The organism is Streptomyces lacaronensis (assembly GCF_047337785.1).
Lineage (GTDB): Bacteria > Actinomycetota > Actinomycetes > Streptomycetales > Streptomycetaceae > Streptomyces > Streptomyces lycopersici.
Genome location: NZ_JBLHDK010000003.1, coordinates 2,320,385 through 2,341,554 on the forward strand (window position 1 = coordinate 2,320,385; position 21,170 = coordinate 2,341,554).

Sequence of the window (21,170 nt, forward strand, 5' to 3'; positions counted from 1 at the left end):
CACCGACGCAAGGAAGCGCCCATGAGCCCCCGCACCGCCCGCCGCCACGCGGCACTGCTCACCGCCCTGCTCGCCATCCTCTGGGGTCTGATCTCCGGCCCGCCCGCCGCCACCGCGGCCCCGCACACCGCCGCCGCGGGCACCTTCCGCAACCCGCTCAACACCGGCCCCGACCCGTTTGTGACCACCTGGAACGGGACCTACTACCTGACCACCACGCAGGGCGACAGCATCCGGATGTGGCGCTCCACCTCCCTGGGCACCCTGCTCGACGCCGACCCCGTCACCGTGTGGACGGACACCGACGGCTCCCGCAACCAGCACATCTGGGCACCGGAGTTCTACCGCTTCGGCAACCGCTGGTACCTCTACTACACCGCCGATGACGGGGTCGACGACCACCACCGGCTCTATGTGCTGGAGTCGGACCGCGACGACCCGGCCGGTCCCTACCACTTCAAGTCCCGTCTGACGCCGCCCAACCACGCCGCCGACTTCGCCATCGACCCCGGCATCCTCGAGCACAACGGGCGGCTCTACCTCGCCTACTCCGGCATCAACCAGTACCAGCACAACGGCCTCAACATCGCCCCGATGTCCAACCCGTACACCGTCTCGGGCGACGCGGTCGCCATCAACGGGGCCGGCGGCTGCCCGGAGGTGCGCGAGGGCCCCGAGTTCCTCTACCGCAACGGCCGCACCTGGATGACGTACTCCACCTGCGACACCGGCAAACCGGACTACCAGGTCTGGATGATGTCCCTGCCGTCCACTGCCGACCCGCTCGTGCCCGGCAACTGGACCCAGCACTCCGGCCCGGTGTTCTCCCGCGCCGACGACCACGGCGTCTACGGCCCCGGCCACCACGCGTTCTTCCGCTCGCCCGACGGCAAGGAGGACTGGATCGTCTACCACGCCAAGACCACGCCGGTGAACACCTACACCAACCGCACCACCCGGGCCCAGAAGATCGCCTGGAACGCCGACGGCAGCCCGAACCTGGGCCGCCCGCTCGCCATGGGCGCCACCCAGGACCTGCCGTCCGGCGACCCGGGAGCGGGCACGTACTGGATCAATGACGACGGCCGGTCCAGCGGCGACGGAAGCGTGTCGTACACGGGCACCTGGAACTCCGGGACCGGCTGCGCCACCCAGTGCTTCTGGAGCGACGACCACTGGAGCGACCGGGCGGCCAACACCGCCACCTTCTCCTTCACCGGCACCCGGATCGCCCTGCTGTCGGTCCGCGACACCGGCAACGGCATCGCCGCCCTCAGCATCGACGGCGGCCCCGAGCAACGCGTGGACTTCTACGGCGCGATCCGCACCGGCGAAACCCTGCAGTACCTCAGTCCCCGGCTCGCCTCCGGCCGGCACACCCTGCGCATCCGGGTGACCGGCGAGCACAACGCCCAGTCGGGCGCCTCGTTCGTGAGCGTGGACCGCGCCGAGGTGTACACCCGCTGACACCCGGCACATCCGCGGCCCCCGCCCGGCGGCGGGGGCCGCACACGTCTCCACGAGGCGTCTGCGCCGGTGACATGACGCCCTCGCGCAATCCCACCGGGGCTTGCCTTACCGTGGCGCGGGTGGATCTCAACTTGCTCGTGGCGCTCGACGCGCTGCTGGAGGAGAACAGCGTGACCGCCGCGGCGGACCGGCTGAACCTCTCGCCACCGGCGATGAGCCGGACGCTGGCCCGGATCCGTCGCGCGACCGGCGACGACATCCTGGTGCGCGCGGGTCGCACCATGGTCCCGACCCCGCGCGCCCTCGAACTGCGCGAGGAGACCCGCGACCTGGTCCGGCGGGCCACCGCCGTGCTCACTCCCGTACGCCGACTCGACCTGGCCGGTCTGAACCGGCACTTCACGGTGCGGGGCCATGACGCGCTGCTGGCGGCCCTCGCCGCCCCGCTGATCGCCAGGGTCGGCGCCACGGCCCCGAACATCCATCTGAGCCTGCTGGCCGAGTCCTCCGCCGACCGGCCCGACCTCGCCCGGGGCCAGGTCGATCTGGAGATCGGCGCGGACGAGCCGGGCCGCCCGGAGATCTCCTCCGAGGTGGTCGGCGCCGACCGGCTGGTCCTGGCCCTGCGGCGGGGGCATCCGCTCGCCAAGGGCCGGGTCGGCCTCGACAAGCTCGTCCGCATGACCTTCGTGACCGTCTCGCGCCGGGGCCGACTGCACAACGCCGTCGACGACGCCCTCGCCGAACGCGGGCTGCGACGGCGGGTGGTCGCGTCCCTGCCGACGAGCGCCGCGGCGCTGGACGTGGTGTCCCGTTCGGACGCGGTGGCCGTCGTCGCCGAGCGGGTCTGCCGACCCGCCTCGGCGAGGCTCGGTCTCGTCACCCGACGGCTCCCGCTGGAGCTGCCGCCGACCCAGGTGGTCCTCACCTGGCATCACCGGCACGACAGCGACCCCGCCCATGCGTGGCTGCGCGGCCAGGTGCGGGATGTGCTCCGCGAGGCGACCGACGGCACCGCGAAGGGCCGATCCGCGACCGGGCGGCTGCGCGGATCCGCGTAGCCACCCCCGGTCGCCTCGGCTTACATATGCATCGTGAGCCGCTTGGCACACTATTCTTCGTATTGTCAGATGGCGAGGGTCAGATGGCGAGGGTCGCGCGCAGCGCCGGTTGCAGCCGCTCGCCGTGTGCGCGCACCATCTCGTCGCACAGCTCCCAGATCTGCTCGACGCGCAGGGCGGCGGCGGTCGCCGGGTCGGTCATGGCCGCGTGCCGGATATGGCGCGGCTCGTCCCCCAGGGCGGCGCGCACCACGAGGTCGTTCATGCTGAGGTAGGTGCGGTTGAGCGCGGCGAGCTGCGGGGGCAGCGCACCGGCACGGGTCGGCCGCACACCGGACCGGTCGGCCAGACACGGAACTTCGACCACGCCGTGGGCCGGAAGGTTCTCGATGAGGCCGTGGTTGGGCACATTGCCGTAGACGGTCCTGGGGGTGCCGGTCACCATGGAGTGGATGATCTGCGGGGCGTACTCCATGGTCCCCTCGACGTCGATATCGGCGCCGGTCGCCAGGGCGTCGCGGGTCCGTTCGTATGCGGCGACGTTCTCGTCCACGATGCCGAGGTACGCGCCGACGGGCAGCCGCAGCCGCTCGATCTCGCTGTCGTGGCGCAGATACCAGGGCACATACTCGGAGGAGTGCTCGCTGGTCTCGGTCGGGTAGTAGCCGAGCCGCCGGTACATGTCGACGCGGACCCGCCGCCGCAGCTGCTCGTTCTCGGCGATCAGCGCGTCCAGCCGGGGGTAGAGATCGGTGCCGTCGTGCTCCAGACGGAGCACCCACGCCTGGTGGTTGACCCCGGCGGCGCGGTAGGTGACCTCGGCGAAGGGGACCTTCAGCAGGTTGCACAGATCATGGATGGTCCAGTAGACCGAGTGGCACAGGCCGACCACCCGGGTCAGCCCGGTGGCCGCCACGAGGTACTGCACGTTCATGGCCATCGGGTTGGTGTAGTTGAGCAGCCATGCCCCGGGGCATACGGCGGCGATGTCCTCGCCCAGCGCCTTGAGGAGCGGGAAGGTGCGCAGGGCGCGGAAGATGCCGCCGACGCCGAGGGTGTCGCCGATGGTCTGCCGCACACCGTGGCGCGCGGGGATCTCGAAGTCGATCCGGGTGGCCTCCCCCATGCCGATCTGGACGAGGTTGATGACGAAGTCGGCGCCGTCGAGTGCCTCGCGCCGGTCGGCGTGTGCGGTGATGTGCGCGGCGGCGCCCCGCCGCTCGGCGATGTAGCGCGCGGCGGCCTCGGCGGTGGCCAGGCGTTCCGGGTCGATGTCGTGCAGGGCGATCCGCGCGGACTTCAGCTCCGGGAAGGCGAAGAGATCCGCCAGCAGGCCCTGGGTGAACACGACGCTTCCCGCGCCGATGAGCACGATCTTGGGGTTGATCATGACGGGATGTCTCCGTTGGCGGTGAGGTGGGTGAGGGCTTCGTCCCAGGTGGGCTGGGCGGTGGTGCCGCCCGGGGCGCGGGTGGACAGCGCACCGCAGGCGGCGGCGAGGTCGAGCGCCTCGGCGATCGGCCGGCCCGTGAGCCGTCCGGCGAGGAAGCCCGCGTTGAAGCTGTCGCCCGCGCCGACGGCGTCCCGGGGCGTGACACGGATCCCCGCGGTGGTGAGCAGGGTCCGGCCGTCGTGGCACAGGGCGCCGTCCGCCCCGTTCTTGACGGCCACCAGCGGGACCTGCCGCGCGAGGAGTTCGGCGGCCGCCGCGACGGATGTGCCGTCGGTGCCCGCAAGCCGGTGTGCCTCGGCGGCGTTGGGCAGCAGGAGGTCGGTCCGGGCGAGGACGGGGGCCAGCGCGGCGCGGTCCCACCGGCCCGAGGGGTCGTCGTTGGTGTCCAGCGAGGTGGTGGCGCCCACAGCGCGGGCGGCGTCGAAGAGGTCCGGCAGATCGGCGGCGAGCCCCGGCATGAGGAAGTAGGACGCGGCGTGGAGGTGGCGGGCCGAGGTCAGCAGGTGTGGGGGGATGTCGCGGCCCGAGGTGGCGGCGAGTGTGCCCGGCGAGGTGAGGATGGCCCGGTCGTCGCCGCGGGTCACGATGACGGTGAGCGGTGTCGGCAGGGCGCTGTCCAGGTGCAGCCCACTGACGTCGACGCCGTGCGCCGCGAGCCGGTCGCGCATGTAGTGTCCGGCGCCGTCGTCCCCGACGCGTCCGGCGAAGGCCACCCGCAGCCCCAGCCGGGCGGCGCCGCACGCGGTGATCGCGGCGGATCCGCCGAGGGTGAGCGCGCCGCTGTCGACGAGCTGTTCGCGCTGGCCGAAGGCGAGCGGGGGGCCGAGCGGTCCGACGATGACGTCCGGGTTGGCGTCCCCGATGACGAGCAGGTCGAAGGTGGGTGGCATACGGGTTCCTGAAGGGTGAGGGAGAGGCTGGGCGGTGCCGGTCAGCCCTTGAGACCGGTGGAGGTGATCGACCGGACGAAGGTCTTCTGGGCGGCGAGGAAGGCGAGCAGCACCGGCAGGACGGTGATGACGTTCCCCGCCATCACGGCCGACCACTGGGTGTGGTGCTGCCCCCGGAAGGTGGTCAGGCCCAGCTGGAGGGTGTAGTTGGCGTCGTGGTTCAGCGCGATGAGCGGCCACGACAGGTCGTTCCAGGTGGTGAGGAAGGTCAGGACGGCGACCGTGCTCAGCGCCGGGCGGGACAGCGGGACCACGATCTGGAACAGCACCCGCAGCCGCGAACACCCGTCGATCCAGGCGGCCTCCTCCAGCTCCCTGGGCAGGGAGAGGAAGAACTGCCGCAGCAGGAACACCGCGAACGGCGTCACCAGCGAGGGCACGATCAGCGCCCCGAGGGTGTCGACGAGCCCCAATTTCCGCATCACCAGGAAGGTCGGGATCATCGTCAGCTGGAACGGGATCGCCATGGTGGCCAGCATCAGCACCAGCAGCACCCGGGACCCGCCGAACCGCATCCGGGCGAAGGCGTATCCGCCCAGCGTCCCCAGCAGCAGATTGGACACGACCGCGACCGCCGAGACGATCAGGGAGTTGGCGAACCAGCGCGGGAACATCGCGTTGCCGAGCACGAAGCGGTAGCCGCCCAGGTGGATGCCGGAGGGCCAGAGCGCGGGCGGGAAGCGGTTGATCTCCGCGTCGCTCATCACCGAACTGAGCCCCAGCCAGATCAGCGGTACGGCGAAGAGCAGCGCCAGCGGCGCGAGCAGCAGATGCCACGGGCTGAACGGCAGCCGCGGCCGCCGCCGTGGGGACAGCTCCGTCATGACGTGACTCCCTCGATACGGCCGTCGCCACGGCGCCGGACCAGCCGCAGCGCGGCGGCGGCCACGAGCAGGGCGACGCCGAGGACATAGGCCGCCGCGGCCCCGTAACCGGCGGTGAAGTTGCGGAACGCCTGCTCCCAGACGAAGTAGACGATCACGGTGGTGGATCCGAGCGGACCGCCCTTGGTCGTCACGTACACCAGGTCGAAGACCTGCAGTGCGCTGATCGTCTGCCACAGCAGCAGGAACACGCTGACCGGCGCGATGGTGGGCAGGGTGACATGGCGCAGCACATGCCGCCGCTCCGCGCCGTCCAGGGTGGCGGCCTCGGTCAGTTCACGGGGTACGTCCTGGAGGGCCGCCAGATAGATCACGACGCAGAAGCCGGTGCCGTTCCACAGCGAGATGCCCACCAGGACCAGCAGCGCCTGGCCCGGGTCGGACAGGAAGCCCTGCGGGGAGACTCCGAGGTGGTGCAGCAGCGAGTTGGCCGCGCCGAACTCCGGGTCGAGGATGAAGGAGAACAGCACGCCCTGGGCGGCGGCCGAGACCACGAACGGCACGAAGAGCAGCGTGCGGTACAGACCGGCGAACCGGATCCGGCGGTTGAGGACCAGCGCGAGCACCAGCCCCAGACCGATGCTCAGCGGTACGTACAGCGCCGTGTACTCCAGGGTGTTGCGCACGGCCTGGGCGAACTGCGGATCGTCGGCCAGCTGGCGGTAGTTGTCCCAGCCCACCCAGACGCTCGGGGTGAGGAGGTCGCTGTACTGGAACGACAGCAGCAGGGACCACAGGACGGGGACGACGCTCAGGCCCAGGATGACCAGGACGGAGGGAAGGACGAACGCCCAGGCGGTCGCGGCCTCCCGGCGGCCTCGGCGGCGTGCGGGACGGGCCGGTGTGCGGGGCGCCGGACGGGTTATGGGGGTGGGCAGACGGGACATGGGGAGCTCCTCAACGCACCTTGGCGATGGCCGCGTTGGCCTCGTCGGCGCACCGCCGCAGCGCCTTCGCCGGTGTGCTCCTGCCGAGCAGGACGGCGGTGACGGCCTCGCCGAACGGGATGGAGATCTTGGGGTAGGCACGGTCGACGGGCCGTACCCGGGCGGTCTCCAGCACCTCGGTGAACACCGGCAGACCGGGCACTTCTGCCGCGTACGCCCGCCACTGCGGACGGCGCTCGGCCGGGCGGCTCTGCGGCAGGCTGCCCGCCTGGGTGTCCCACCGATACGCCTGCTCGGGCTCCATGAGCCAGCCGACGAAGGTACGGGCGGCCTTCAGCCGCGCGGAGCCGTTGTCGAACACGCTCCAGGTGTCCGGGCCGGAGATGGTCACCGACCTGCCGTGGAAGCTCGGCAGCGGGACGACCTGATAGTCGATCTTCGCCTGGCGGATGTCGGGCAGTTGCCAGGGCCCGGTGGCGACCATGCCCAGCCGACCCGAGGCGAACGCCTGGTACATCTGCTCGCCACCGGGTTTGGGATCGACGTAGACGCTTCTGTCCTTGGCGAGTGCCGCGAGCACCTCCAGGGACCGGACCCCGGGTTCGCCCGCGAACCCGATCTCGCGTTTGCCCTCGGCGATGACCTCGCCGCCCAGATCCCAGATCATGGGCCACATCCGCCACACCGTGTCCTCGTCGCCCGCGGCGGGCCAGCCGGTGCCGAATGTGCCCCTGCCGCGGTCGGTCAGCTTCCTGGCCGTCTCGATGAAGTCCCGCCAGGTCCAGCCGGGGCCCGGCAGCTCCAGCCCCGCCCGGCGGAAGAGGGCCTTGTTGCACACCACGGCGAGCGAGTCCAGCACCGCGGGCACCGCACGGACCACACCGTCGACCGTGACGCCCTCCCGGGCGGCGGGCCAGTACTGCTTCCACGGGACCTGCCCGGATTCCACGACCGTGGTCAGATCCGCCAGTTGGGGGCTTCTGGCGACGCTGGCCAGGTCGGAGCCGAAGATATAGGCCACATCGGGCGGGGATCCGGCGACGAGACCGGCCATCACCTTCTGCAGCATGTCGTCCGCCAGCACACCGCCGCTCAGGTCGATCCGTATCTTCGGGTGGCCGCGGTGGAAGTCGCCCACGAGCCGCTTGACCGCTCGCAGGGCGGTGCTGGTCTGCCCGTGCCACACCTCGATGTGCACGGTGCCATGGGAATCCACCCCCAGGCCCGTCCCGCATCCCGCCACGGCGGCACCCATGGCGCCGGTGAGCGCCATCGCCCCGCCGCCGCGCAGCACCCCACGCCGGGACGGACCGCCGCGCACAGGGGGAGGGATACGCGAACGGTTCAGGCTCATCGCTGAGAGCTCCATGATCCGAGGGCACGGCCCCGCCTCGGCCACGGACAGCGACCTGGCGACTCGGGCCGGACTCACGGCGGAGCCGCATACCGGCTGGGCGTACCTCTGCCGCCGAGGATTCGACATCGGCGTGCCAGGGAGTAAACCGATCAGAGCGAATCACGTCAAGAGCGTGAAACTGCTCAGTGTTGGCTTCGAACGCGCACAAGCAATCAGCGAGTGCGCGCTCTTCGGGGGGCATCGCACACAGAAGGGGGCATATCGCCGCGCGGGGACCTGTCGGCTCCCGCGCGGCGAAGCCGCCAGGGTTCTTCCTCCACGGAGATCCGTCAGAAGGACTCTAGATCCGCCGAAGCCCGACCAGCACGCGCTCCATCAGGGAGACGTCCGGTACGTCGCCCTCCGTGGAAGCCGTCCGGTGGACGGTGATCAGGCCGTGCTCGGCCATGTCGCCGAGCAGGACCTTGGCCACCCCCAGCGGCACCGCGAGCATGGCCGCCACCTCGGCCACCGACCGCGGCTCCTGGCACAGCGCGATCACCGGGCGGTGGTCCGCCTGAAGGGTGTCCATCGAGCGGTGGCCCAGCTCGGTGGTGGTCACCAGGGTCTCGACCTCGAAGTGATGGTCGGACCTGGTCCGGCCGCCCGTCCACGAGTAGGCGCGCACCAGCGAGGCCGGACCCTGGCTCCCGTCGTGCTCCGCGTCCCAGACGCCCGACCGCTCCGGCTCCGACGCCCCCCGCGGGAAGGGTTCCCCGGGCTCCTCGGGCCGGGCGTCCCCGCCCCGGCGGCGGGACCGGGCGCCCTCCGGCGCCCCGTCGGACCGGGGTGACTTCCGCCCGCGTCGCCCTTTGCCGAAGCTGAAGGCGTTGAGCACGTCGGCGAAGGTCTGTTCGTCCTCCGCCCCCTGTTCTCTCCCAGGTCCCTGCCCGGAAGGGCCTTCACCGGTGCTCATCATCTCCCCGTCCGGCCTATTGGGCTGCTGTCCGCTTTACGCCCCGCAGGTTCAATTCCTGCAGCTCGGCGCGGAGTTCCGGGGTCAGCATCTCGCCGACCTGATCGACCAGTACCGCCATCTCGTACGCCACTTGACCGATCTCGCAGTCCGGCGCCGCCAGCACCACGAGGCACGAGCCGTCCTTGATCGACATCAGGAGCATGTTCCCGAGCTCCATCTGGATCACGGAGGACCGCACATCACCGGTATCCATGCACTGGGCAGCGCCCTGGATCAGACTGATGGCCCCGGCGGCAATGGTGGCGACCTGCTCGGCCCGATCGGCCGCCAGCCCTTCCGACGCGGTGAGCAACAGCCCGTCGGCCGAGACCACCACGGCGCACGCCACATTGGGCACACGCTCGGTGAAGTTGGTGACCAGCCATCCGAACTGGCTCACCTCCCGCAGCTGGGGTGAGGTCATGGGTTCTTCCTGTCCATCTTCGCTGAGACCTTATGTCTCGTCGCGTCCGTCGGGCTGAGCCCGCCGGATGCCCGACTGGTAATTGCTGAGGAACGAATGGGTGCGGCCAGCGTTCCGGCGCGCGGCGGCGTCGTCCGCGGCGGCGCGCGGCGCGGGCCGCTCTCCGGTGGCGCGCGGCTTGTCCCGGTCCGCCGCCTGGCCCTGGCGCGGCACCCGCCGGGGCAGCCCGGCCTGGGTGACGCCGCCCGCCTCCGCGGCACCTGGCCGCTCGTGGACGATCTGGCCGGGCTCGTCCGCGGGGTCCGGCCGACGCTCGTCGGACGGTCCGCGCGGAGCGGGGTCGGGCCGCCGGGCGGCGGCGGACGCTGGAAGGTCCGCGGACTTCCGGCCGTCGGGCGGCTCCTCGCCATGGGAGCCGGCCGGTGCCGTCTCGGGCGACGCGAACCATGGCGAGCGGGCGTCGTCCGGGGCGGTGGGACGTGAACGCCGCGGTGGCACCGTGGGCTGCCCCGGCGGCCGTGCCGTACGGCGGTCAGCGGGCGTCGCGCCGTCGCCGGGCAGGGGGCCGGTCTTCTCCGGTGCGCCGTCGCCGACCGGGGCGCCCTCGCCGACCGGGACACCCTCGCCGACCGGGGCGGGATGGCCCGGCTTGGTGGGATGACCGGGCTTGGCCGGGTGGCCGGGCTTGGCGGGGCTCCGACGCGGCAGTCCGCCGGTCTGCTGGGGATCCGTGAACGCCCGCGAGGAACTGGGGCGGGTCGGCAGGGAGCGGCCCGCGTGCTCGGACGCGGCCGGGGCATCACCGGCGCGCAGCGAGCGGGGGCCGTCGGGCACGCGGCGCGGCAGAGGTGCCGCCGGGGCGCCGCCGAGCTCACGGTGCGGCCGCGCCGGCTCGGAGTTCCTGGCGGAGGTCTTCCGGATGGGCAGCGAGCTCTCCGGGCCCGCGATGGCGGGCTTGTCCCCGAGCATCAGCCTGGCCGGGACCAGCACCCCCGCGCGCAGTCCGCCACCGGTGTCCCGCTCCGAGATCAGCTCCACGGTGACGCCGTGGCGACGGGCCAGCTGACCGACGACGGTCAAGCCCATCTGCCGGGACGTAGGTACCTCCACGGATGCGTCCCCCGCTACGCGCCGATGAGCCTTGGCCAATTCGGCACCGCTCATCCCAAATCCCTCGTCGCGGACCTCGATCAGTGCGGAACCGTCCAGCCGCAGTGTATTGCTGACGGTCACCTGGGTCTCCGGCGGGGAGAACGCGGTGGCGTTGTCCAGCAGCTCAGCGATCATTCGCGCCAGGTCACCGGCAGCGTACCCGATCACCTCGGCGGTGGGAACGGGCTCCACCACTACCCGCCGGTAGTGCTCGATCTCGGAGACCGCGGCGCGCAGCACGCTGTCCAGCTGCACCCGCTGTTCGGAGGGGCGGACCGGGGTGCTGCCGCACAGGACCATCAGGTTCTCGTTGTTGCGCCGCATACGGGTCGCCAGGTGGTCCAGCTTGAAGAGGTTGGCCAGCTGGTCCGGGTCCTCCTCATGCGACTCGAGCTGCTCCATCAGCCGCAGCAGCCGGTCCACCAGGCTCTGGCTGCGCCGGGAGAGGTTGACCAGGGTGTCGCGCAGATCGCCGCGGAGCGCGGCCTGTTCGGCGGCCAGACGCACGGCCTGGCCGTGCACCGCGTCGAACGCCCTCGCGAGCTGTCCGAACTCCTCGGTGGTGTGGACGGGCACGGCGCTGATCGCGGTGCTGGACGCCTCGCCCTCACGGATGCTGGACACCGCTTCCGGGAGCCGGCGCTCGGCCACGTCGAGCGCGGTGGAGCGCAGCACGGTCAGCGACCGCAGCAGATGCCGGGCGATGGCGATGCCGATGGCGAAGGCGAGCAGGAGCACGGCGAAGAGCAGCACGGACTCCGCACCGGCCCGGTCACTGGTCTCGTCCTGGAGCTTGGCGGAGGTCACGCGGAGCCGGTCGGCGAGCCGCTTCTCCACCGTGTCGATGAGGCGTCCGTGCGCCTCCGAACTGCGGTGCCAGGTGCGGTTGGAGAACGGCGGGGCGTCGGCGCCGTTCCGCCCGGCGTTCAGCGAGCCCGCCTGGGACAGCACGCCGTCCAGCAGCTTGGTGCGCCGATCGACCTCCGGGCCGGTGACCGTGCGGTCGTAGGCGCGCTGGTCCCCCGCGGTGGCCACGGCGCGGAAGTCGCTCAGCTTGTCCCGCATGCGGATGTCGGACTCCTGGAGCGCCCTGATGAGCTCCGGGTCCTCCAGCGTGCCGGGCTTGGGCGCCACCATGACGATCACATGCTGGAGGTGGACCTGCTCCTGGACCATCTCCAGGTCGTACAGCGCACTGGCCGGTCCGGACAGCTGAGCGTCGCCGAACCCGCTGCCCAGCGCCTGGTCCAGGTCGAGCAGACTGTTGATGATCTTGCTGTACTCGGTCACCGCGGGCCATGGGCCCAGATCCTTGGAGGTCACCCGCTCGCGCAGGTCGGGCAGTCCGTCCAGGAGCCTGGACGCGTCGCGGTAGCGGTTGGCCGAAACCCCCTTCAGACCGTGGGTCCGCATCGTGGTGCGGGTGACGGCGGCCTGAGCGCGGTCCACGCGCTGGGTCTGCCGGCGGAGCACGGCCGGATCGGTGGACCCACCGTCACCCAGCCGCTCGGCCGACAGGGTGCGCTCCTCCTGCAGATCGCCGATCAACGGCCTCAGACCGCCGCGCAGCTTGACCAGCCGCTGTACGTCCGCGTACGAGTTGGCGCGCTCGACGTCGCGCTGGATCTGCACGACGCCCAAGGCCACCGCGAGCAGAGCGGGCACCACCAGAACGGCACCCAACTTCACCGGCAGCCGCCAGTTACGCCACTCCATGACGCCGGCCCACCACGACGACGAGCGGTCGCGCGCGGCCGCATGCCTGCCCGGGGTCATGAGGCGCGCTCCGCGCTCGGACCGGCTTGCCCACAGGGATGTATCACGATGCCGTTTCTCCTGGGATTTCCCCGGATGGGGAAAGTCGAACGCCCGGCAGGCGCGCCGGCCCATCGCTTCGGCGATGCGCCGGCGCGCCTGCCTTTACTCGAACAACTTGCTGCTTTTCTCCGCCAGTTGATAGAGGCCGTACAGAAACGGCACCGCCACCCACAGCCATGCCACGACCATCACCACGGGGGAACCCGTCTTGGTCGCGGTCGGCGAAGGGCCGTCTGCGTCAGTCACCGGTTTACCGCCTCTCTGCCGGAAGGGGATCGGGGGTTTCCTCCGGGGGTGCCGACTCCTCCCGGGCCGCCGGCTCCGGCTCATGGAACTTCGGATTCACCGGACGTACCAGCTCGTTCGCGATGAAGCCGATGACGAGCAGACCCATCATGAGCGAGAACGAGAAGGTGTAGAGAGCCGGGCCGGAGCGCCCGTCCTCGTGTGCGGAATCCGCGATGGAATCCACGATGAGCGGTCCGGCGACTCCGGCGACCGACCACGCGGTCAGCAGCCGGCCGTGGATCGCGCCGACCTGGTAGGTGCCGAACAGATCCTTGAGGTAGGCCGGAACGGTGGCGAATCCACCGCCGTAGAACGAAAGGATCACCATCGTCGAGGCGACGAACAGCGCGGTGCTGCTGTCCTTCTCGAGCATCAGGGTGAGGTAGAGCAGGGCACCGACGCCCAGGTACAGCCGGTAGATGTTCTTCCGGCCGACCACGTCGGAGACCGAGGACCACACGAAGCGACCGGCCATGTTGGCCAGGGACAGCAGCGCGACGAACCCGGTGGCGGCGCTCGCGCTCACCGGACTCGCCGTGTCGTGGAAGAAGTCCTGGATCATCGGGGCGGCCTTCTCCAGGATCCCGATACCAGCAGTAACGTTCATGCACAGCACGACCCACAGCAGCCAGAACTGCGGCGTCCGCACCGCGTTCCTGGCCGATACGTGTCGGGTGGTGACGAGCCGCTTGCCGGCGTCGACGCGGGGCGTCCAGCCGGCCGGCCGCCAGCCCTCCGGTGGCACCCGCACCAGCACCACGCCCAGCGACATGAACACGGCGTAGGCCAGGCCGTGCACCAGGAACGTCTTGGCGATGCCGCTGGTGTCACTGCCGAACGCCTTCAGCATCTCCGTCGACCAGGGAGAGGCGATCAGCGCGCCACCGCCGAAACCCATGATCGCCGTACCGGTGGCCATGCCCGGCCGGTCCGGAAACCACTTCATCAAGGTGGACACCGGCGCGATGTACCCGATGCCGAGGCCGACTCCGCCGATGCCGCCGTAGCCGAGGACGACCAACCAGTAATTGCGCGTGGCGACGCCGAGCGCGGCGACCAGGAAGCCCGTCGAGAAGGCCACGAGCGCGACGAACATGGCCCAGCGCGGGCCCTTTTTCTCCACCAGCGTTCCCCCGAACGCGGCAGAGAGGCCGAGCACCAGAATGCCGATCTGGAACGGGAGGGCGCTAGCCGTTCCGGAGATGTCTAGGGAATCTTCCAGGGGTATCTTAAAGACACTCCAGGCGTACGCCTGGCCGATGGAGAAGTGGATCGCGAGCGCCGCCGGAGGAATCAGCCAACGATTCCAGCCCGCGCCTGCGACGATGCGAGAGCGGTCGAGGAAACCCACAGATCAACCTACCTCCGGCTTCTTGGGAACACCCCCGCAGACTGCGTTCCTTGACCTATCCAAACACCCCGGGGGAGGGAGTGGCGAGCCGGGAGCTGCCGTCATATGCCAACGGCAGACGCGCTGCCCAGGCGGCACGCTCACCGCACTCATGCTCGCGCACGATGGGACGTTCTACCCGGGATGAGGTTCTACCAGTGGCGACACTTGGGACACAACGCCGGGTGCCGAAATGTCCCCAAGGCGCAACCCTGAGCACTCGTCGGCAACCTGACATCAAGTCAAAATGGACAACACGGGAAGGTGAGACAAAATATTAGTTCAGCGACCTCTCCCGTCATAATCGAGATGGCGTCGAAGCCGGATCCACACCCTGACATGTGCCCATCTGCGCCGGTGAGGAGCGGGGTGCGACGTTGACTGCGTCCGGTGCCTTACTACACTTGCCGCGTCAAGGGCCCGCCGGTTGCCCTCCCCTGACGCCCGAACGCGGGCGCTCCCGAACCGACGTATTCGTCAGAAAAACCCCGGAGAAAACCATGAATAAATCGGTGCGATCGCCCGCTTCCTTGCCATCCGAGCGGGCCACCGGAACGGGGTTCGCCGATCGCGGTGACGACATCGGGGAGCCCGACTTCGAGGCGATCCAGCAGAGCCCGGAGTTCAAACTCCTGCGCAAGAGACTGCTCTGGTTCATCTTCCCGATGAGCGCGTTCTTCTTGTGCTGGTACATGACCTTCGTTCTCTTCTCGGCCTACGACCACGACTTCATGAGCCGCAAGGTGTTCGGCGCGGTCAACACCGGCACCCTTTTCGGTCTGCTGCAGTTCGTGACGACCATGGCGATCGTCCTGACATACCGGCGCTTCGCGCGCAAGAAACTTGATCCCCAGGTGGACACGATCCACGAGCTGGCGGGAGTCGGCAAGGAATGACAGTGCAGATCGCAGCCGGCACGACCGGCAGCCCGATGATCAACCTGAGCGTTTTCTTCGCTTTCGTCGTCATCACGCTGTTCGTCGTCTACAAGGCCACCAACAGAAATTCGACAACCTCCGACTACTACGCCGCGGGCAGCGCCTTCAGCGGCGTCCAGAACGGCATCGCCCTTTCCGGCGACTTCCTCTCCGCCGCCTCCTTCCTCGGCATCTCGGGAGCGATCGCCGTCCACGGCTACGACGGGTTCCTCTACTCCGTGGGGTGGCTGGTGGCCTGGCTGGTCGCCCTGCTGCTCGTCGGTGAACGGCTCCGCAACACCGGGCGGTTCACGGTCGGCGATGTGATGGCCTACCGCATGAAGCAGCGCCCGGTCCGCGCGGCGGCGGCCAACGCCACCCTGGTGATCACGTTCTTCTACATGCTCGCCCAGATGGCCGGCGCGGGTGGCCTGATCGCCCTGCTGCTCAATGTGCACAGCAAGGGCGGGCAGGCCCTCATCATCACCGGCGTCGGCCTCGTCATGGTCTTCTACGTCCTGGTGGGCGGCATGAAGGGCACCACCTGGGTGCAGATCATCAAGGCGGGCCTGCTGCTGATCTGCGTGACCTTCATGAGTGTGTTCCTGCTCGGAAAGTTCGGGTTCAGCCTCTCGGCGATCCTCGACCAGGCGTCGCAGAACAGTCCGCTGGGCGGGGAACTGCTCAACCCGGGTGGCTGGTACGGCAAGAACGCGATGGACCAGCTCGACTTCGTCTCCCTCTCCCTGGCGCTGGTCCTCGGCATCTCCAGCCTGCCGCACGTGCTGATGCGCTTCTACACCGTGCCGGACGCCAAGGAGGCCCGGCGCTCGGTGGTGTGGTGCTCCTGGTCGATGTTCATCTTCTATCTGTCGATCCTGCTCGTCGGGTACGGCGCCACCGCGCTGGTCGGCTCGGACAAGATCGTGAACGCGCCCGGCGGCGAGAACTCCGCGGCTCCGCTGCTCGCCTTCGAGATCGGCGGTGCGATGCTCCTGGGCATCGTCTCCGCGGTGGCCTTCGCGACGATCCTGGCGGTGGTGGCCGGACTGACCCTGGCCGCCTCGGCCTCGTTCGCCCATGACGTGTACGCCAATGTGATCCGGGACGGAAAGGCCGATCCGCGGTCCGAGATCCGGGTCGCCCGTCTGACGGCGCTCGTGATCGGCTTCCTGGCCATCCTCGGCGGCATCCTGACCAACGGCCAGAACGTCGCGTTCCTGGTGTCGCTGGCCCTGGCGCTCGCCGCGTCCGCCAATCTGCCGACGATCCTCTACACGCTGTTCTGGAAGCGTTTCAACACGACCGGAACGCTGTGGAGCATCTACGGCGGGCTGGTGTCCGGCCTGGTGCTCATCATCTTCTCCCCCGCCATCTCCGGCAGCTCCACATCGATCATCAAGGGCGTGGACTTCCACTGGTTCCCGCTCACCAACCCCGGCCTGGTGTCCATTCCGCTCTCCTTCCTCTGCGGCTTCCTCGGCACGGTCTTCAGCAAGGAGCCCGCGGACCCCAAGAAGCAGGCGGAGATGGAGGTGCGGTCGCTGACCGGCATCGGTTCGAAGGCGTAGCGCGACAGGGCCGCAGGCGGCCGGAGCCGCCTACGGCCGACGGGTCGTTCCGGGCGCGGTCCCGGTGTCCCCCCGGCCCTCCGAAGGCACGGCCCGCGCCGAGGAGCCGGGCGACACCGACCGCCCGCGGGCGGGCACCTTCGCGCCGTCCCGGGGGCTGGACGTCTCGCTCCCGGGCCCGCGGCTGGGGCGCCGGCCGGCGGACTCGGACGGCGCCGAGGGGCTGGGCGACACCGAGGCACCGCCGGAAACCGACGGAAGCGGGGGCGCCGTACGGCCGGTCGCGGGCGGCGGGGCGAGCGGGACCGTCGGGCGCGCGGGTGGCTCGGGTGCCGCCGCGCGGAGCGGCAGCGCGATGAGGACGGCCACGGCGCAGGACACGCCGACCCCGGCCGCGGCGCGGAGCAGCTTGCGGCGGGCCGCGGCGCGGCGGATCGCCTCGTACCGGCCGGGGGGCGGGCCGAGGTAGTCGGAGGGGGGCCGCAGGATCACCGCGAGGGGGTCGTCGGGCTCCCGCTCGGGGCCGAGGTGCTCCGGGCCGTCGTCACAGCGTGGGGTCAAGGCTTCTCCTCAGGTGGACGCGGAGCAGTTCCCGGGCCGCGTGGAGGTCGGCCTTGACGGTTCCTTCCTTGCGCCCGGTCAGTACGGACACCTCCCGGATCGGCATGTCAGCGTAGTAGTGCAGCAGGATCGGGACGCGCAGCCGTTCCGGCAGCGACTGCACGAGCAGGCGCACCGACGGGTCGGACTGTTCGGTGTGGGGGTGGACGGCGGCTTCCGTGGTGGCCCGGCGCATGGCCCTGCGTTCGCGCTCCACCTTGCGCCAGTGGTCCCGGACGAGATTGGCCGCGGTGACGTAGAGGAAGCCGCGGGGCTCCTCCACGGACGTCCAGCGGGCCCAGAGCCGGGTGAACGCCTCGGAGGCGATCTCATGGGCCGTCTCGTCGTCGTCGACGAGACGGCGGCACCAGCCGGCCAGGCGCGGGTAGAGGGCGGCGAACAGCTCGGACGCCGCCCTGTCACGGGACCGTTTCAACGCACTCCATGGTCGCGACGGCACTCGGCCGTGAGGACACTTCTAAAGAGGACACTTCAAAGGGGAGGATCCCGGGCCGCCGGTGTGGGTTCCATGGGCCCGGGGTCCGGGGTGGGTCAGGGGCCGGCGGATGTCAGCGCGGCGAAGACGATCACGTTGTCGAGGTAGCCGTCGCCGGAGCGGGGGCCGCCACAGGTGATCAGCCGCAGCTCCGGGCGGTCCACGTTCCCGTAGACCTCGTCCGCCGGGAAGTCCGCCTTGGCGACGGTCCGTACGGCGCTGACGTCGAACCGTGCCGCCGTGCCGTTCTCCAGGCGCGCCTCGACCCGGTCGCCCCGGCGCAGCCGCGCCAGGCGACGGAAGACCCCGTCGCCGTAGGCGCCGACCGTGACATGGCCGAGGATGACCGACGGGCCGAGCTGCCCCGGTGTCGGCGAGTGCCGGTACCAGCCCGCGCGGTCATGGGCCGTGACCGGCGGGACCGCCACGCTCCCGTCCGGCGCCAGCCCCAGCCGGATGACCGGGGTGTCGACGCCGATGGCCGGGATCCGCAGCCCGACCGGGACCGAACGCCCAAGGGGACGCGCCGCCTTCGCGGGGGTCGGCGGTGGCCTCCTGCCGGAGCTCGGTGCGGCCGTGGTCCGCCGGGAGGGGTGGCCGCCGCAGCCCGCGAGCAGCGAGGCTATCGCCGCGGTGGCGAAGGCGCGCCTGGAGAACGGGGTCATGCCCCGGTCGCCCGCCGGCGGCGGACGACGAGGACCGCCGCGCCGCCCGCGGCGAGCACGGCGGCGGCTCCCCCGCCGATCAGCGCGCCCTCGTCGTCGGACGACCCGGAGGACTCGGCCGTCACTCCGGTGTTGGGCGCGCCCTTCGGCACGACCGCGACCTGGCCGCGGTCCCGCTTCTGGGCCGGTTCCTCCCTCGGGGCCGGGGCGGCGGAGGTGGGCTTGCGGGTCGGCGCCTCGCTCGGGACCGGGCTGGCGGAGGCCGAGGGGGTGCGGCGGGGGGCGGGGGTCGCGTCGTCGGCGAACGCGGGCACGGTGGTCGCCAGTACGGCGGTGCACGCGAGTGTCATCGCGCTGAGGACAGTGCGGCGCATGGAGTCGCTCTCTTTCGTCGGTCCGCCCGGCAGTTCGGCGGGCTGGGTTACGGATCGAGCGGAGAGACGAGGCAGCGGCGCGGCGCGTTGTAAAGAGATGGCAAAGCGTGTCCGTCGGCCCTGGCGGGCCTTCGGGCGGAAAAACGTCCAGGCCGGTCCGTGCGGACCGGCCTGGACGGGGTGCTCGGAGCGGATCAGACGAGGTCGAACCGGTCCAGGTTCATGACCTTGACCCACGCCGCGACGAAGTCGTGCACGAACTTCTCCTTGGCGTCGTCGCTCGCGTAGACCTCCGCGAGGGCGCGCAGCTCGGAGTTGGAGCCGAAGACGAGGTCGGCACGGGTGCCGGTCCACTTGACCGCGCCCGAGGCGTCACGGCCCTCGAACGTGGTCTGGTCCTCGGACGTGGACTTCCAGGTCGTGCCCAGGTCGAGCAGGTTGACGAAGAAGTCGTTGGTGAGCTTGCCCGGGGTCTCGGTGAGGACGCCGTGCTTGGAACCGTTGTGGTTCGCGCCCAGCACACGCAGACCACCGACCAGGACGGTCGTCTCGGGGGCGCTCAGGGTGAGCAGGTTCGCCCGGTCCAGCAGCAGGTACTCGGCCGGCAGGCGGTTGCCCTTGCCGACGTAGTTGCGGAACCCGTCGTACGTCGGCTCCAGCGCGGCGAACGACTCGGCGTCGGTGTGCTCGTCGCCCGCGTCGACACGGCCCGGGGCGAAGGCCACCTCGACGTCGACACCGGCGTCCTTGGCGGCCTTCTCCACGGCGGCGGAGCCACCGAGGACGATCAGGTCGGCCAGGGAGACCTTCTTGGCGCCGGAGTTGAACTCGCCCTGGATGGTCTCCAGGACGCGCAGGACCTGCGCGAGCTCGTCCGGGTTGTTGACCTCCCAGCCGCGCTGCGGCTCCAGGCGGATCCGGGCGCCGTTGGCGCCACCGCGCTTGTCGCTGCCGCGGAACGAGGCGGCGGACGCCCAGGCGGTGGAGACCAGCTGCGAGACGGTCAGACCGGAGTCGAGGATCTTGGCCTTGAGCGCCGTGACGTCGGCGGCGTCGATGGCCTCACCCTCGGCCTCGGGCAGCGGGTCCTGCCACAGCAGGGTCTCCTCCGGGACCTCCGGGCCGAGGTACAGCGACTTCGGGCCCATGTCGCGGTGGGTCAGCTTGTACCAGGCGCGGGCGAAGGCGTCCGCGAACTCCTGCGGGTTCTCGTAGAACCGGCGGGAGATCGGCCCGTAGATCGGGTCCAGCTTCAGCGAGAGGTCCGTGGTGAGCATCGTCGGGCGCTGCTTCTTGTTCGGGTCGAAGGCGTCCGGGACGATCTCCGGGGCGTCCTTGGCCACCCACTGGTTGGCGCCGGCCGGGCTCTTGGTGAGCTCGTACTCGTACTCGAAGAGGTTCTTGAAGAACCCGTTGCTCCACTGGGTGGGGGTGGTGGTCCAGGTGACCTCGAGGCCACTGGTGATGGCGTCCTTGCCCGCGCCGGTGCCGTGGGTGCTCTTCCAGCCGAGGCCCAGCTGCTCCATCGGGGCGGCCTCCGGGTCCGGGCCGACGGCGTCCGCGGGGCCCGCGCCGTGGGTCTTGCCGAAGGTGTGGCCACCGGCGATGAGGGCGACGGTCTCCTCGTCGTTCATCGCCATCCGGCGGAACGTCTCACGGATGTCGCGGGCCGCGGCGATCGGGTCCGGGTTGCCGTTGGGGCCCTCCGGGTTGACGTAGATCAGGCCCATCTGGACAGCGCCGAGCGGGTTCTCCAGCTCGCGGTCGCCGGTGTAGCGCTCATCGCCGAGCCAGGTGGTCTCCGGGCCCCAGTAGACGTCCTCCTCGGCCTCCCAGACGTCCGCACGGCCACCGCCGAAGCCGAAGGTCTCAAAGCCCATCGTCTCCAGGGCGACATTGCCGGTGAGGACCATGAGGTCGGCCCAGGAGATGCTCTGGCCGTACTTCTTCTTGACCGGCCACAGCAGACGGCGGGCCTTGTCGAGGCTGGCGTTGTCCGGCCAGCTGTTGAGCGGGGCGAAGCGCTGCTGACCGGCACCGGCGCCGCCGCGGCCGTCGCTGATGCGGTAGGTGCCGGCGCTGTGCCAGGCCATACGGATCATCAGCGGGCCGTAGTTGCCGAAGTCGGCGGGCCACCAGTCCTGCGAGGTGGTCAGCACCTCGGCGATGTCCCGCTTCACCGCCGCGAGGTCGAGGGCCTGGAACGCCTCGGCGTAGTCGAACTCCTCACCCAGCGGGTTCGCCACCGGGGGGTTCTTGGCGAGGATCTTCAGATTGAGCCGGTCCGGCCACCACTGACGGTTGCCGCCGCCCTGCGTGGGGTGCGGAGCACGCCCATGCGCGACCGGGCAGCCCCCCGCTTCCTCTGTCTTCGGGTCTACGACGATTGCCTCATGGTTCTCGGACATGGAAATCC

At 70.6% G+C, this 21,170-nt stretch carries 19 protein-coding genes; 4 read left to right on the forward strand and 15 right to left on the reverse strand.

Annotated elements, in window-relative coordinates:
• Positions 1-21 precede the first annotated feature (21 nt).
• Both ACMTAK_RS10240 and ACMTAK_RS10245 read left to right on the forward strand, forming a co-directional pair.
• Positions 22-1,467: a family 43 glycosylhydrolase gene (locus ACMTAK_RS10240; protein WP_413805917.1), complete on the forward strand. Its 1,446-nt coding sequence runs from the start codon at positions 22-24 to the stop codon at positions 1,465-1,467.
• A gap of 122 nt (positions 1,468-1,589) precedes the next feature.
• Positions 1,590-2,531 carry a LysR family transcriptional regulator gene (locus tag ACMTAK_RS10245; RefSeq protein WP_413805918.1) on the forward strand — a complete coding sequence of 314 codons (942 nt, stop codon included), beginning with the start codon at positions 1,590-1,592 and terminating at the stop codon, positions 2,529-2,531.
• Between the two features lie 79 nt (positions 2,532-2,610).
• Here ACMTAK_RS10245 and melA read toward each other — a convergent pair whose 3' ends face one another.
• From melA to ACMTAK_RS10295, 10 genes are all read right to left on the reverse strand, one after another.
• Positions 2,611-3,921 carry an alpha-glucosidase/alpha-galactosidase gene (gene melA, locus ACMTAK_RS10250; RefSeq protein WP_413805919.1) on the reverse strand — a complete coding sequence of 437 codons (1,311 nt, stop codon included), beginning with the start codon at positions 3,919-3,921 and terminating at the stop codon, positions 2,611-2,613.
• The gene (locus tag ACMTAK_RS10255; protein ID WP_413805920.1) at positions 3,918-4,874 is read right to left on the reverse strand and encodes a carbohydrate kinase family protein; all 957 of its coding nucleotides are present in this window, start codon (positions 4,872-4,874) and stop codon (positions 3,918-3,920) included. The genes melA and ACMTAK_RS10255 overlap by 4 nt, the downstream gene beginning before the upstream one ends.
• A gap of 41 nt (positions 4,875-4,915) precedes the next feature.
• On the reverse strand, positions 4,916-5,758 hold the full coding sequence (locus ACMTAK_RS10260) for a carbohydrate ABC transporter permease (protein WP_413805921.1): 843 nt from the start codon (positions 5,756-5,758) through the stop codon (positions 4,916-4,918).
• Positions 5,755-6,705 (reverse strand): carbohydrate ABC transporter permease, encoded by a 951-nt coding sequence (locus tag ACMTAK_RS10265; protein WP_413805922.1) that lies wholly within the window; start codon positions 6,703-6,705, stop codon positions 5,755-5,757. Before ACMTAK_RS10265 ends, ACMTAK_RS10260 begins: the two co-directional genes overlap by 4 nt.
• A gap of 10 nt (positions 6,706-6,715) precedes the next feature.
• Positions 6,716-8,059, reverse strand: a complete 1,344-nt coding sequence (locus tag ACMTAK_RS10270; RefSeq protein ID WP_413805923.1) for an ABC transporter substrate-binding protein — start codon at positions 8,057-8,059, stop codon at positions 6,716-6,718.
• A 343-nt stretch (positions 8,060-8,402) separates the two neighbouring features.
• Positions 8,403-9,020, reverse strand: a complete 618-nt coding sequence (locus ACMTAK_RS10275) for a DUF742 domain-containing protein (protein ID WP_413805924.1) — start codon at positions 9,018-9,020, stop codon at positions 8,403-8,405.
• 13 nt (positions 9,021-9,033) lie between these two features.
• On the reverse strand, positions 9,034-9,483 hold the full coding sequence (locus tag ACMTAK_RS10280; protein WP_413805925.1) for a roadblock/LC7 domain-containing protein: 450 nt from the start codon (positions 9,481-9,483) through the stop codon (positions 9,034-9,036).
• A 30-nt stretch (positions 9,484-9,513) separates the two neighbouring features.
• The gene (locus ACMTAK_RS10285) at positions 9,514-12,411 is read right to left on the reverse strand and encodes a sensor histidine kinase (RefSeq protein ID WP_413805926.1); all 2,898 of its coding nucleotides are present in this window, start codon (positions 12,409-12,411) and stop codon (positions 9,514-9,516) included.
• A 144-nt stretch (positions 12,412-12,555) separates the two neighbouring features.
• Positions 12,556-12,699: an MFS transporter small subunit gene (locus ACMTAK_RS10290; protein WP_413805927.1), complete on the reverse strand. Its 144-nt coding sequence runs from the start codon at positions 12,697-12,699 to the stop codon at positions 12,556-12,558.
• Positions 12,700-12,703: 4 nt separating this feature from the next.
• On the reverse strand, positions 12,704-14,092 hold the full coding sequence (locus ACMTAK_RS10295; protein WP_413805928.1) for an L-lactate MFS transporter: 1,389 nt from the start codon (positions 14,090-14,092) through the stop codon (positions 12,704-12,706).
• A 539-nt stretch (positions 14,093-14,631) separates the two neighbouring features.
• Here ACMTAK_RS10295 and ACMTAK_RS10300 point away from each other — a divergent pair.
• Both ACMTAK_RS10300 and ACMTAK_RS10305 read left to right on the forward strand, forming a co-directional pair.
• The gene (locus ACMTAK_RS10300) at positions 14,632-15,027 is read left to right on the forward strand and encodes a DUF485 domain-containing protein (protein ID WP_121825672.1); all 396 of its coding nucleotides are present in this window, start codon (positions 14,632-14,634) and stop codon (positions 15,025-15,027) included.
• Positions 15,024-16,619, forward strand: a complete 1,596-nt coding sequence (locus ACMTAK_RS10305) for a solute symporter family protein (RefSeq protein ID WP_413805929.1) — start codon at positions 15,024-15,026, stop codon at positions 16,617-16,619. Before ACMTAK_RS10300 ends, ACMTAK_RS10305 begins: the two co-directional genes overlap by 4 nt.
• A gap of 30 nt (positions 16,620-16,649) precedes the next feature.
• Here ACMTAK_RS10305 and ACMTAK_RS10310 read toward each other — a convergent pair whose 3' ends face one another.
• The 5 genes from ACMTAK_RS10310 to katG all read right to left on the reverse strand — a co-directional run bounded on the left by ACMTAK_RS10310 (position 16,650) and on the right by katG (position 21,162).
• Complete coding sequence (locus ACMTAK_RS10310; protein WP_413805930.1) at positions 16,650-17,180, reverse strand: hypothetical protein; 531 nt, start codon at positions 17,178-17,180, stop codon at positions 16,650-16,652.
• Positions 17,164-17,655, reverse strand: coding sequence for an RNA polymerase sigma factor (locus ACMTAK_RS10315; protein ID WP_413805931.1), 492 nt, complete (start codon positions 17,653-17,655; stop codon positions 17,164-17,166). The genes ACMTAK_RS10310 and ACMTAK_RS10315 overlap by 17 nt, the downstream gene beginning before the upstream one ends.
• A gap of 116 nt (positions 17,656-17,771) precedes the next feature.
• Positions 17,772-18,380: a class F sortase gene (locus ACMTAK_RS10320; RefSeq protein WP_413805932.1), complete on the reverse strand. Its 609-nt coding sequence runs from the start codon at positions 18,378-18,380 to the stop codon at positions 17,772-17,774.
• Positions 18,377-18,754 (reverse strand): sortase-dependent protein, encoded by a 378-nt coding sequence (locus ACMTAK_RS10325; protein WP_413805933.1) that lies wholly within the window; start codon positions 18,752-18,754, stop codon positions 18,377-18,379. The genes ACMTAK_RS10320 and ACMTAK_RS10325 overlap by 4 nt, the downstream gene beginning before the upstream one ends.
• A gap of 194 nt (positions 18,755-18,948) precedes the next feature.
• On the reverse strand, positions 18,949-21,162 hold the full coding sequence (gene katG / locus ACMTAK_RS10330; protein ID WP_413805934.1) for a catalase/peroxidase HPI: 2,214 nt from the start codon (positions 21,160-21,162) through the stop codon (positions 18,949-18,951).
• Positions 21,163-21,170: the final 8 nt, after the last annotated feature.

What these genes read in the sequence shown, in the direction of transcription:
- ACMTAK_RS10240 (WP_413805917.1), top strand. Translation starts at nt 22, where the DNA reads ATGAGCCCCCGCACCGCCCGCCGCCACGCGGCACTGCTCACCGCCCTG.
- melA (WP_413805919.1), bottom strand. Translation starts at nt 3,921, where the DNA reads ATGATCAACCCCAAGATCGTGCTCATCGGCGCGGGAAGCGTCGTGTTC.
- ACMTAK_RS10255 (WP_413805920.1), bottom strand. Translation starts at nt 4,874, where the DNA reads ATGCCACCCACCTTCGACCTGCTCGTCATCGGGGACGCCAACCCGGAC.
- ACMTAK_RS10260 (WP_413805921.1), bottom strand. Translation starts at nt 5,758, where the DNA reads ATGACGGAGCTGTCCCCACGGCGGCGGCCGCGGCTGCCGTTCAGCCCG.
- ACMTAK_RS10265 (WP_413805922.1), bottom strand. Translation starts at nt 6,705, where the DNA reads ATGTCCCGTCTGCCCACCCCCATAACCCGTCCGGCGCCCCGCACACCG.
- ACMTAK_RS10270 (WP_413805923.1), bottom strand. Translation starts at nt 8,059, where the DNA reads ATGAGCCTGAACCGTTCGCGTATCCCTCCCCCTGTGCGCGGCGGTCCG.
- ACMTAK_RS10275 (WP_413805924.1), bottom strand. Translation starts at nt 9,020, where the DNA reads ATGATGAGCACCGGTGAAGGCCCTTCCGGGCAGGGACCTGGGAGAGAA.
- ACMTAK_RS10280 (WP_413805925.1), bottom strand. Translation starts at nt 9,483, where the DNA reads ATGACCTCACCCCAGCTGCGGGAGGTGAGCCAGTTCGGATGGCTGGTC.
- ACMTAK_RS10285 (WP_413805926.1), bottom strand. Translation starts at nt 12,411, where the DNA reads ATGACCCCGGGCAGGCATGCGGCCGCGCGCGACCGCTCGTCGTCGTGG.
- ACMTAK_RS10300 (WP_121825672.1), top strand. Translation starts at nt 14,632, where the DNA reads ATGAATAAATCGGTGCGATCGCCCGCTTCCTTGCCATCCGAGCGGGCC.
- ACMTAK_RS10305 (WP_413805929.1), top strand. Translation starts at nt 15,024, where the DNA reads ATGACAGTGCAGATCGCAGCCGGCACGACCGGCAGCCCGATGATCAAC.
- ACMTAK_RS10320 (WP_413805932.1), bottom strand. Translation starts at nt 18,380, where the DNA reads ATGACCCCGTTCTCCAGGCGCGCCTTCGCCACCGCGGCGATAGCCTCG.
- ACMTAK_RS10325 (WP_413805933.1), bottom strand. Translation starts at nt 18,754, where the DNA reads ATGCGCCGCACTGTCCTCAGCGCGATGACACTCGCGTGCACCGCCGTA.
- katG (WP_413805934.1), bottom strand. Translation starts at nt 21,162, where the DNA reads ATGTCCGAGAACCATGAGGCAATCGTCGTAGACCCGAAGACAGAGGAA.